9 protein-coding genes are annotated in these 12,312 nt (G+C 47.5%); 7 read left to right on the top strand and 2 right to left on the bottom strand.

Features of this window, described 5'->3' with window-relative positions:
• Positions 1-24: 24 nt before the first annotated feature.
• The 7 genes from OC443_RS19170 to OC443_RS26415 all read left to right on the top strand — a co-directional run bounded on the left by OC443_RS19170 (position 25) and on the right by OC443_RS26415 (position 10,091).
• The gene (locus tag OC443_RS19170) at positions 25-4,626 is read left to right on the top strand and encodes an amino acid adenylation domain-containing protein (RefSeq protein WP_083601675.1); all 4,602 of its coding nucleotides are present in this window, start codon (positions 25-27) and stop codon (positions 4,624-4,626) included.
• A 174-nt stretch (positions 4,627-4,800) separates the two neighbouring features.
• Positions 4,801-5,523 (top strand): hypothetical protein, encoded by a 723-nt coding sequence (locus tag OC443_RS19175; RefSeq protein ID WP_073584392.1) that lies wholly within the window; start codon positions 4,801-4,803, stop codon positions 5,521-5,523.
• 178 nt (positions 5,524-5,701) lie between these two features.
• Positions 5,702-6,265: a zf-TFIIB domain-containing protein gene (locus tag OC443_RS19180; RefSeq protein WP_073584394.1), complete on the top strand. Its 564-nt coding sequence runs from the start codon at positions 5,702-5,704 to the stop codon at positions 6,263-6,265.
• Between the two features lie 473 nt (positions 6,266-6,738).
• On the top strand, positions 6,739-7,167 hold the full coding sequence (locus tag OC443_RS19185) for a VOC family protein (protein ID WP_073584398.1): 429 nt from the start codon (positions 6,739-6,741) through the stop codon (positions 7,165-7,167).
• 40 nt (positions 7,168-7,207) lie between these two features.
• Positions 7,208-7,663: a GNAT family N-acetyltransferase gene (locus OC443_RS19190; protein WP_073584400.1), complete on the top strand. Its 456-nt coding sequence runs from the start codon at positions 7,208-7,210 to the stop codon at positions 7,661-7,663.
• 348 nt (positions 7,664-8,011) lie between these two features.
• Positions 8,012-9,787 carry a methyl-accepting chemotaxis protein gene (locus OC443_RS19195; protein ID WP_073584405.1) on the top strand — a complete coding sequence of 592 codons (1,776 nt, stop codon included), beginning with the start codon at positions 8,012-8,014 and terminating at the stop codon, positions 9,785-9,787.
• 184 nt (positions 9,788-9,971) lie between these two features.
• Positions 9,972-10,091 (top strand): GNAT family N-acetyltransferase, encoded by a 120-nt coding sequence (locus tag OC443_RS26415; RefSeq protein ID WP_370738767.1) that lies wholly within the window; start codon positions 9,972-9,974, stop codon positions 10,089-10,091.
• A gap of 125 nt (positions 10,092-10,216) precedes the next feature.
• Here the strand turns inward: OC443_RS26415 and OC443_RS19200 are convergent, their stop codons facing one another.
• Both OC443_RS19200 and OC443_RS19205 read right to left on the bottom strand, forming a co-directional pair.
• Complete coding sequence (locus OC443_RS19200) at positions 10,217-11,674, bottom strand: pyridoxal-phosphate dependent enzyme (protein WP_083601676.1); 1,458 nt, start codon at positions 11,672-11,674, stop codon at positions 10,217-10,219.
• Positions 11,675-11,794: 120 nt separating this feature from the next.
• The gene (locus OC443_RS19205) at positions 11,795-12,271 is read right to left on the bottom strand and encodes an Lrp/AsnC family transcriptional regulator (RefSeq protein WP_073584407.1); all 477 of its coding nucleotides are present in this window, start codon (positions 12,269-12,271) and stop codon (positions 11,795-11,797) included.
• Between the last annotated feature and the right edge of the window lie 41 nt (positions 12,272-12,312).

Raw genomic sequence — 12,312 nt, forward strand, 5'->3', positions numbered from 1 at the left:
GTAAACAGGGACAGGCAAATCAGCATGAACAAACCAATGCAGCAGGATTTAACCGCAATGCAGGCGGCATACTGGACCGGCCGGCAGTTTGAGCAAACCGGTGATGGTGTCGCTTCCCATTTATATACTGAATTTGACGGACAGAATATCGATGCCGGCAGGTTACAGCAGGCAGTCAGGCAATTGTTTCGTCTTCATCCCATGCTTCGGGTCAGCATTTCTGAACAGGGTTACCAGACGATCCTGCCCCCGGCTGAACATCACTGCCTGACAATCGTTGACTGGTGCGAAGCCGGGCCGGAAGAGATTGCCGGACGACTGGATGCGGTTCGCCGGGAAATGTCGCACCAAACACTGGATCTCAGCCATGGACAGGCCGTTGATTTCAGGCTGACATTACTGCCGGATAACCGTTTCAGGTTCCATTTTGATATGGACATGATCGCGGCGGATGCTCTCAGTTTCCGGATTATCCTTGAGGATCTGGTCAGATTGTATCGTGAGCCGGGTAGCTTGAAAACGAATAGCTTGAAACCGGATGATGAAGTTCGTTTTTTCCGCTATCTGGCATGTCGTCATCAAAGCTGCCGGTTCAAAGAATCTCAGGCCCAAAGCCGCCGCTGGTGGCAGGATAAAATTGCTTCAATTCCCCCGGCACCACCGTTTCCCTATCTTGCACCCGAAAAGCTGACACCGAATCAGGCCACGCATAGCCGTCTTTCCGCCAGCTTAACGTCACAAGAGCGCCATCAGCTGGAGCGTATCGCCGGACAACATTATCTGACAATGACTCATCTTTGTCTGGCAGCTTTTGCCCGTTCGGTTGCCGTGGTATCCGGCAGCCGCCGGTTCCGGTTGAATGTACCGGCATTTTACCGGCCGGATGCCGGGATTGATGTCAGCAATGTGGTCGGGGATTTTTCCACTCTGATGATTCTGGGGGTTGAGATTGATCATCAGGAAACCTTGTTATCTCTGGCAAGGAAAATATCCATTCAGATGCGCGAATTACTGACCCATGCCGATTATCCCGGTGTCAGTGTGATGCGGGATCTGTCCCGTTATCATGGCGCCATGCAGGCTTCTCCGGTCGTATTTACTTCCGGGCTCGGATTATCCGGAGGCCGGTTATTATCTCCGCAGGTTCACGACACACTCGGCCAGATGGTCTGGACGATTTCTCAGGGGCCGCAGGTCACACTGGACGCACAAATTGCAGAGTTTGAAGATGGTTTACTGATTAACTGGGATGTGCGACATCGTGTATTCCCGGAGAATTATATTGAAGGGTTATTTCAGTCTTTCATCGGGTTATTGCAGACATTATCTTCCTCTCCGGATGTGATTCATACGGTATTTTCTGTTGAAGATTCATTGAAAGAACAGCATCGGTCCGTGGCAGACAACATGCAGCAGTCCGGTTGTTTTTCTGAGACAGATAATAAGCAACACGTCTTACCTCTGACTGCTTTGCAAAGGGCCTACCTTGCGGGAAGAAATGAGTATTTGCCGCTGGGTGGCGTGGCCATGTATGACTTCCGTGAGTTTCGCGGGCTGGCAGACCCGTCGGTGCTTTCTGAGCGGCTGACCCGGCTGGTCAGGCAATATCCGCTGTTACGGACTTATATTGATGAAGCGACATTGACTTGTTATGTCTCTGAGCAAATTATCGTTCATTTGGAGGTGTGCGATTTTTCTCATCTCAGCCACGATAAAGCACTGGCAGAGGCTGACCTGATCCGCCAGCGTTACCGGCAGCAAATCTATGCTTTCTCCCGTTCTCTGTGGGGAATATGTCTGGTCATCCTGCCTGACAGCGCAGCGCAGGAACTCTCCGCAAAGCATCTTGTTTTTTCCGGTTTTGACGCATTGATTGCTGACGGCAAAACTATTTCACAGATTCTGTACGGGTTACTGGCAGATCAAGCTGGCTTGCAGGCTTCACCTGCATTGAAACATCCGGATTTATCCGCGTCTGAGCGCAAAGAATCTGTAAAACAATTAGTGAAACCATCGGATAAAGCCTACTGGCAGGAAAAACTCAGTCCTGTCACCGGAATTCCAGCACTGCCGTGGCGGCAGTCTCCGGAAACCATTCACTGTGCGACTTATCAGCGACAGACTTTGACAATCAGTCATACCATGCTGAAACAGCTGACACGACAGGCTGCTGAAGCCCGACTGTTACAAAACTCCTTGTTGTCTGCCATCTTGCTTGAGGTGTTGTCACAATGGTGTGATGCGCCTGAGATGTGTATCGGAGTTCCGGTGATGCAGCCGGGAAGTGCAGAAACGTCGGGTAATCATTCTTCATTTATTGCGGTTATTTACCGGCATCGTCAGGGAACATTTCCTGACAGGGTGCGTCAGTTGCAGCAGGATGTTATGTCCGGTATGGCGCATTTAACCTATTCCGGCGTTGACTTGAATCGCTATCTGCTGAGTAAAAACGGAGGCGCTTTGGCGCTGCCTGTCGTGTTAACGAATGCGCTGAGCTGGCCGGTTTTACCTGCAGATAATCAGATACAGGCCGTTGATGGCCAGACCCAGACGCCACAGGTTGCCATTGATTTACGCCTGACATATGACCCGCATAAAAATCTTCTTCTCAGCGTGGACTATGCGACTGCAGCCATTGCTCCGGGGCTGATCCGCACTTTTCTCTCCGGGGTGCAACAGGCCGCTGAGGCGATTTGCCGGGAAGGCGATATGGCCGCTGTCCGGCCTGGAATGATGAATTTATCCCATGATTGCCATGACAGTGCTGAAGATGTGTTTGTATGCAGTGAATTTTTGCAGAAAATTCATGACAATTTATATGGAGAACAGAACCATACGACGGCTTTGATCTATCAGGGAGAATCCATCAGTTATCATGAACTGGGTAAACAGGTTGCCGGTATCAGATATCATCTGAGTGCTGCGGGTGTGACATCCGGTGGTGTCGTGGCGATTTGTTTACCTCGCAGCCCGGCTCATATAGCTGTGTCACTGGCTTGTGCGCTGTCCGGCATCATTCGTGTGCCGGTTGATGCTGCAGCTCCTGCGCAGAGATTGAGCTATTTTTTACAGCATTGCCACCCGGATCTGGTGATTTATCAGGATAAGCCGGAGGTTGATGAATCTGTCCCGGTTCTCTGTGTGGATGAACTGATGCAGTCGCCTGCTTATACTGAAGAGAATAGCGATGACGGGGCGCTTCCCGACGTTGATTTGTGTGCACTGAGCCAGAGTGAATCACCGGCTTATTACTTATATACTTCCGGCAGTACCGGGAAGCCGAAATGTGTGGTGCTCAACAATAAAGCTACGTCGAATGTCATTGGACAAACACTGAAACGGTGGCATGTGACCCGGGACGATGTGAACATGTCGGTCACGCCGCTGCATCACGATATGTCCGTTTTTGATGTGTTCGGTACACTGACTGCCGGTGCTACGCTGGTTGTACCCGCTCAGGCAGAGGATAAAGATGCTATTCGCTGGAATCAGCTGGTGCAACAGCATCAGGTCACCCTTTGGTGTTCTGTGCCGGCAATTCTGGAAATGCTGCTCTCGTGCGGGATGACGGATGCATTACAGTCTCTGCGGCTGGTCGCGCAGGGCGGCGATTATATTAAGCCGGATACGATTGCGCTGTTGCGCCGGCATTATCCTGCTGTGAGACTGTTTTCCCTTGGCGGGCCGACCGAAACAACGATCTGGAGTATCTGGCACCCGCTGAGTGCAGAAGATACCACCGTGATTCCGTATGGCCAGCCGTTACCGGCAACACGGTACTATGTTTTGCATGAAAGTCCTGAGGATGATAACCCACATCCGAAAGGGCAGACCTGTCACTGTCTGCCTTATCAAACCGGCCGGATTTATACCTCGGGCGTGTGTCTTGCGCTGGGGTATTTGCAGGACGGACAATTGAACCAAAACGATTTTGTCACCATCACCGACCCCGAAGGCCATTCACGGCGGGCATACCGGACCGGTGATCTGGGTTACTACCGGGAAGATGGCACGATTATCTTTGCCGGGCGGGTGAATGGGTATGTCAAAGTGCGTGGTATCAGGGTGTCGTTACCGGATATTGAAGCGGAGCTCAGGAAACATCCACTGGTGCAGGATGTGGTGATTGCAGATTACACTGAAGCGGGGAATGGTGACGTGGTGCTGGGTGCAGTTTTTTCCAGCCTGGATGGTGTGTCACTGCCTGCTTCAGAGTTACGTGACTTTCTCCGGCGTCAGGTGCCGGTTTCTCATCTGCCGGGTATTTTTCATCAGGTGACGCAGTTCCCTTTGTCTGCTAACGGAAAGATTGATCGCAGACAGGTGAAGCAGCAACTGATGCAATTCATCGCGAAGCCAGCTGAAACCACAAAACCCACCCGGCCCGGTTTCAGCCGGAATCTGGCAGACTGTTCGCAGATAATCGGGGTTTACAGTGTAAAACTGGCGGTGCCAGCTGCGATAATGACGCCGGAGACGGCCTTTATTCGACTGGGTTTGCGGCCTGCACATCTTAAAGGACTGACAGAGGCTTTGAATCAGAGATTTGGTTGCCGGATTCAGCCTTTGGCACTGGCTGGTTGTAAAAATGCAATACAGGTCAGGGCACTTTTGCACACTACTTAATCACTTCGTTCATTGTACCTGTATCCGGGGGGCTGGTAATCAGAAAACTGTTCCCCGTGTTCCGGGCTGTTCTGCCCGGATATCATTTCTTTACAGCATCCTGCTCTTGAATTGGCTTCATTCAGCGGTATAGTACGCGCTATCAATATTTTTATAAAAAGAGATGCAATTAATATGTTTGCTAAAACACTTGTTGGTGCGTTCGCTTACGCAGGTTTTTATAAAACAGCTTTATTGAAAGTGACTCTGATGCCAATCCTGCTGATGCTCGGACTCGAACTGTTGAGAGGCTATATGACATCATCGGTGTCATTTTCTTTGATGGATATGATTATTGTCGGTATTTTGCAAACGGTGATGGCTTTCAATATCTGCCGTGTGGTTCTCCTCGGTCCGGATGCTGTGCCTGCGTGGGGAAAATATTCACTGGGCCGGAGTGAATTTCAGCTCATTAAAAAGATGTTTTTACTGGGGATCTGTGCCGGTTTAGGCGCGTTAGCATATAGTATTCTGATTCTGACGTTTGAAGGTGTTACTGCAATCAGTCATACCACTGTTATTGTGATTAGTTGCCTTGTCTGGACACCGGTCATCATTCTGGGGAGTCGTCTGTTGCTGGTCATTCCGGCGATTTCGGTTGAACATATGATGTCATTCGGTGAAGCCTGGAAGAGAACGAAATCAAAAACCGCTTATATGTTTGGTATTATGATTGTTTTCATGTTGATTACGATTCCGGTCTCTGTATTTTTGCCAAAAGCGGGGGTGCCTGCATGGCTCATTTCTTTGATTTGTTATTATATCGGTATTGTCTCAACCATTGCTTTATGTCTTGCTTATCAACTTATTATTAAGCGGGATGAGGCTAAGGAAAGTATGCCGGTTTCTCAGGAATAAGCCTGCTGGTATGCGACTCGTCAACATTCTTAGTCTGGTACGACTGAAATCAGCAGACAACCGGTTCATCCCGGCCGGGAAATGATTTAATATTGAGAGCTTTATAATAAACAAAATGGCTTTACTGGCTTGTATCGGGACGTCTGGTTATATCATCCCGATGATTTAAGGAAATAAGATGAATTGTACTCACTGTAATAATGGCACGCTCCGTCCCAGTTTTATTGATGGCCTGTTCAGAGCACATACCTGCTCTGGTTGTGGTGGTAACTGGGTGCTGATCGAAGATTTTGTGACCTGGAAAGAAAAGAATGAAGCATTTCATTTTCCTGCTGATTACAACGTTTCTGAACTTTCAGAAGAAAGTGAAGATACCAAAAGAGCACTGATGTGTCCTGTAACGGGAACCATCATGAGGAAGTTTAAGATTTCTGCGAAAAATGATCACAGGATCGACTACAGTGCACCTGTTGGCGGAATCTGGCTCGATAAAGGTGAGTGGGAATTACTGAAAGCGGAAGGATTGGCCGGGGTACTGAACCATGTTGTGACGGCGCAATGGCAGAAGAAAATTCGTGAAGAAAGTGCTTCAGATAACTTTGCGGCGCTTTATGAAGCAAAATTTGGTCAGGCAGACTACGCTAAAATCCGGGAAATCCGTGAATGGCTGAATACTCACCCTCAAAAAGCAGACCTACGTTCTTATCTTCTGGCTGATGATCCTTATTCTGCTGAGAAATAAGACGACAATATTACCCTCCATCTGACTGAATTCTCCCGGTAATTTTGCCGGGAGAATGAATAATTATTCTTAAAATTATGAATGCGGGAATCCCTGTTTCACTGACTTTATCAGAGTGGTGAATGGATAAGCTTATACACATTCGCGTGACATGATGTTTGTGAGTTAAATTCATTGAATTCATATGGTTATGACCTGGTGTTGCTGTTTTTTCAGCATCATCACCGGGGCGATCCTGGTGTAAATATAAGCAAACAAACCCCGCTCGATTTTTTTATTATCCGGATATTGATGCCGCGTATTGATAAAGCTGAAAATTCGTGCAATTGTTGAATGATATACCCGGAATACCTGAGCCTTCAGGTCGTGTGGGTACAGAATGAAATACACAGGCCAAAGGGAAATTCTATGCAGTATGGCGTTTTGTATTCATTATATTTATTTTATAACCATCAGGAAAAGGAGAGTCTGCATTGGAACCCAGAATCAGTATTATTACCTTAGGTGTTACCAGCCTCGAACAATCATATGACTTTTATACCCGGCTCGGTTTTCCTACCTCAAATAAACCTAAAGATGGCATCATATTTTTCAAAACAGGTGGTGTGTGTTTAGGCTTGTACGCCCTTGAAGAACTGGCTGCTGATATTTCTCCTGAGTTTAGTGCCAAACGCGAAGGTTTCTCCGGAATGACGCTTGCGCATAATACAAGAACAAAAGAAGAAGTGGACGCGGTGTTGAAGCTGGCTGAAGATGCGGGTGGTCGTATTGAAAAGACAGCGCATGATACGTTTTGGGGGGGGTACAGCGGCTATTTCTCTGACCCGGATGGTTATTTGTGGGAAGTTGCTTACGGAGATTGCTGGGATTTCAATGAAGATGGTAGCCTGATCATCGAATAAAACATATTATCCCGGAATGAAGTAGTGACAGAGGTAAGATATGGAAATCATTGTTGATAATTTACAGGGTGGTGAAGTGATTGGCCTTTTGGAAGAGCATCTGGCAGATATGTATGCGACGTCTCCGCCGGAAAGTGTCCATGCGCTGGATGTTGAATCACTCAAATCACCGGAAATTACATTTTTCAGCTGCTGGGAAAACAAAACGTTGCTCGGATGTGTTGCGATTAAAGAGTTAAATGCAACCCATGCGGAGCTTAAGTCGATGCGGACTACGGGGCATGCGAGAAAATCAGGTGTCGCTTCAAAGCTTCTGAAGCATGTTTTAACCGTTTCTGAACAGCGCTCGTATGAACGTATCAGTCTTGAAACCGGAGTTGAAGATTATTTTGTAGCGGCCAGAAATCTGTATGAAAAATTCGGGTTTGAATACTGCGGGCCGTTTGCGGATTACCTGCCTGATCCAAACAGTACATTTATGACCCGAAAGCTATGAATTAGCTCAAATAGTGTGACCAGATGTGTCCGGAATCAAAGCCCGGAATCAGTCAGAAGAAGAGCAGCCATATCCTGATTTATGGCTGTTTTTTTTTCATATCAGCAGCCTGTTATTTTCTTCGCTCCATTTCTTCTGTATCTTTATACCGCAGGTTTGTCGTCTTATAGCGCGAATCGATATCTTCCATCATCACTGTATCGTTGTTTCATCCAGTTAATTTGCCATAATCAAATAGGGGAGGTTTCAATCATTATTTTATTGATAAAAATAATTATACCCGTATGATTCATCAACAATACAAAATTAAAACGTCAGTTCTTTTTCAATATTAATGAAGGTAATTGTATGAATATTAAGAGAAAACTATATTCATTAGGGGTGATTGCCATCTTGGGAATTGCGTTTTTAGTGGGGACAGATGCTCACTTCACCAGCTCAACAAGTGAATTAAGTAAAGCCAGTCAGCTTGTCGATCGTCTTGAAATCCGCTTGCTTAATCTGCGCAGAAATGAAAAAGATTTTCTGCTCCGTCGTGATGCCAAATATCTTGGTAAGTTTGATAAAAACCTTGCTTTGTTTCTGGAACTGGAACAACAACTCTCGCCACTGCTCGATAAGCATGATTTACCTTCGAGTGACCAGCTGAGAAGGGATATTCTTCAATATCAGGGAGGGTTCCATTCTCTGGTCAGCGGATTTCAGACATTGGGACTGAAGCCGGATCAAAATCTTTTGGGTGCTTATGCTCAGGCACTGGCAGCATCTAAATCTGCTCTTTCCAGTGATGAACTGATCAAACTGTTTCAATTTAATACAGCTGTGGAAGATCACGGCAGACTTGAATTGGATATGTTAAATGGGGCGGATGTACCGGCGTTGGTGAAAGCAGCCACTGCACTGGTCAAACAAAAACAGATCATTGGGTTAAAATATAATGAAGGGTTGTTAGGCAATACCAGAGAACTTTCCCATAAAGTGGAAAAGCAGTTTGCCTCTTTTTCAACTGCGCTTGATAAAGAGATTGTTGCTTCAGGTAATGAAGTCAATTTTCTGCAGAAGCTGATTTTAGTGTTGATTGTGATTGTTCTGGGCGGATTTATCTACTGGATTGTCCGCTCGATTAACAATCAGGTTGAATTGCTGCTCTCAACCATTCAGGAAATTGTCCGCAATAATAATGTTGCGATGCGTGCGAACCTGACCGGGAAAGATGAACTGGTGTCTATCGCATCATACTTCAATCGCCTGCTGGAAAAGCTGGAAGGTTTGATTTCAGGAACGCAACGCAAAGCCGGGCATTTGTCTGAAAATACCACCGCGATGCACAATGAACTGCAAAATGTAATTACTCAGTTCGATGTTCAGGCGGATCATACAACGTCGATGGCAACGGCTGTGCAGCAAATGGTGTCGACGATTGCGGAGATTTCAGAAAGTACCGCTGTGGCGGTTGAAGGTGTGCATCAGGCTGCTGTCAACGCAAAAAGTGGCCGGGCCGTTGTCGAAGAAACCGTTGGTAATATTAATCAGCTCTCGACTATTCTGGATGACAGCCAGACTTCCATTTCTTCGTTGAATAATCACGTGAGTAAAATTGGTGGTGCGGTGAATATTATTCAGGATATTGCTGAACAAACGAATTTGCTGGCACTGAATGCGGCAATTGAAGCCGCGCGGGCAGGCGAGCAGGGCCGGGGCTTTGCTGTCGTTGCTGATGAAGTTCGTGCATTGGCACAACGAACCCATGAATCAACCGAAGACATCACCAAAGTCGTGACTGACATTCAGCAGCAGATGTCAGAAGTGGTGACTGATATTGACCGATGTAATGAGCAGGGGCATGCGACGCTGACGGCTTCCGGTCAGCTGGATGAAAGTCTCGGCCAGATTATTTCTGATATGGATAATATTCAGGCTAACTCTGAGCGCATCGCTTCTGCGATTGAAGAACAGGGGATTGTTATGAATCAGGTGAGTGATTCGATCACTGAACTGAATACGATCTCTGACAATAATATGAAATCTGCTCAGCAGTGTCTGGCTGAAGTTGATGAAGTGTCGCAGCAGGCAAAAGAGATGGACGAAGCTGTCGCTGAGTTTAAAACTTCCCCGGACACGTGAAAATGACAATCCTGAATTCCGGATATCGGTATTCAGAGTCTGTTAGTTTTTTGAATAAAAAACCGGCCATCATGTTGCCGGTTTTTTCTTGTCATACCGGTTGTGTCGTCAGCCTCCCGAAAAATAACATCTTGTTCCTGCATTCCCTTTCCTTGAACGGTACCTTTCGGCTGCACGCTGAATCCTGCATCTTCAGGTTGCTTGGGTATATGTTGATCGGAGTGCCAGGCGAAAAGGGGTTGCCACAAAGTTATTGTCACGTCTGAAAAATATATCTTCATCCCCTTTATACATTAGTCAGTAATCAGGTTGCCGTTGATATATAAAAAACAGTTTTGCTGTCACCTGAAAATTCCGGGATCCCGGCTTTGCCCATGAGGTCTGGGTGTGTAGGCCGGAGCAGCATGATGTTGAATGAGTTTTGGTCTGTCAGGCCCGGTTTGCCCCGGTGACAATCACGGCAACCTGCCCACGGAGTGTCCCTTTGGCTTTTGCCGCGATGAGACCGGCAATCCCGGCCGCACCGGAAGGTTCTGATACCAATGACTCGTATTGCGCCGCATATGTCATAGCAGTGTCGATTTGCGCGTCACTGACAAGAATCATCTCATCAATCAGTCCTGCCATATCCGCCACGGCTTCCGGTATCGGCGCTCTGATTGCCAGTCCATCTGCGATGGTATCTGTCGACGCCCGATCAACAACCTGCGCCTGTTTCCAGCTTTGATACATGGAATCAGCCCCGGAAGGCACGATGCCGATGATTTGCGTATCGGGGGAAGAAGCTTTGATCCAACGCGCGACGCCGTTGATCAGGGCACCGTTACCGACCGGAATATAGATCGCGTCAAAATGATGTCCGCTTCGGGAGAGTTCCATCCCAATCGTTCCTGCACCAGCCGTGACCATGATTTCTTTGCCGTCTTCGGCGAACGGATAACCATGTTGCTGACAGTACGCTTTGGCGGCTGCCTTGGCGCTGTCTAAGTCGTGGCCTGTTTCTGTCACCTGCGCACCGGCTGATTTGATCTGATTCACTTTCACCGGATTCGCATTCTCCGGGACAAATACTTCCAGTGGATACCCCCGTTTTCGGCAGCTCCATGCGAGCGCAAGGCCCCAGTTACCGGCACTGGCGCACACCAGCGGATTTCCTGTCCGGGCCTGTGTCGCCAGAGATGATAAATAATTTTCAGCGCCCCGGCCTTTGAAACATCGAATCGGATTGTCTGTTTCGTCTTTCAGCCAGATTTGTGTTTCAAATAACCGGCTCAGACCTGTTGCATGAGTTAGTTTTGAGTCAAGAAAAACCGGATCAATGTGTGTGACCGATGCGCGAATATCAGCATAGGAGATTCGGTGTGCGTTCTGCCCGGCTGATTGCTCCGGACGCTGTTCAATCGGTAATACATGGCCTGGCGTCGCATGATCAATCATTAAGATGCCATCCAGATGATCATATTCATGCTGTAAAAGCTCCGCCAGGTCGGCTGGCAAATGCTGCCAGACGTGTGTTTTCCCTGTCACATCCTGATATTGCAGGCTGATACTTTGATGGCGTTGCAGCCGGACAACCCGGTCCGGTGTGCTCAGACAGTCATCCCAGACTGTTTGCATTGTGTCGCTGCGCCAAATGATTTCCGGGTTAATCAGTGTGATGGGATCGGCGCCGGGATGAACGACAATAATTCGCAAAGAGATACCGGTTTGCGGCGCTGCCAGTGCTCTGCCAAACCCCAGTAGTTTCTTCACCTGGTCTAATGTTTGATGTAAACCACTGACCAGCTGGTGCAAAGCCTGATCAAATTGTGTGACCGGTTCTGCTTTCTTTCGCAGAATCCCTGATAAATCAGTTTCCGGTGTGAGTATCTGCATTCTTTCCTGCATGTTTGAGTTTCCTGATTGACTTCAGATGTGAACAGATTAGGAGAATGCATTGCTGAATTGCTCTGTTTTCTGCCCGGAATACGCTTGAATCCGGCGCAAAAAGTGAAAAACATGCCTGATTTAATCATCCATGCTAGCCGGGTGTTCTATAAACGCGGACAAATCTGTTTTCGATTTCCTGACGACCAGAGAAGAGGTGAAAGATTTGACGTTGTCGTCTGACATCAGACGATGCTGGGTAAACCGATCAAACTCTTCGACACTGCTGACGCCAATCATCAGGCAAAAGTCGGTTTCTCCTGTCACGTAATAACATTGAAGCACACAAGGGTCAGACTGCATTTTCTTTTCAAACGCCCCGATATTGCTGCTTCTCTCATGAATCAGATCAACATTAATCATAAACAACATCCGGATGCCGAACTTTCCGGAGTTTAATTGCGCAATCTCTTTTTCAATCACATTGTTGCTGCGGAGTTGTTTGATCCGGCGCTGGACCGCAGACGCGGATAATCCGACAGCAGAACCGATATTTTCTGAACTGATTTTTGTATCGTGCCGGTAAAGGGCCAGTATTTTTCGGTCAAGTTTGTCCATATCTGTGTTATCTGGTGAATCTGTGATGATGCTAGTGTCTG

The sequence above is a fragment of the Vibrio quintilis genome, from assembly GCF_024529975.1.
Classification (GTDB): Bacteria; Pseudomonadota; Gammaproteobacteria; order Enterobacterales; family Vibrionaceae; genus Vibrio; species Vibrio quintilis.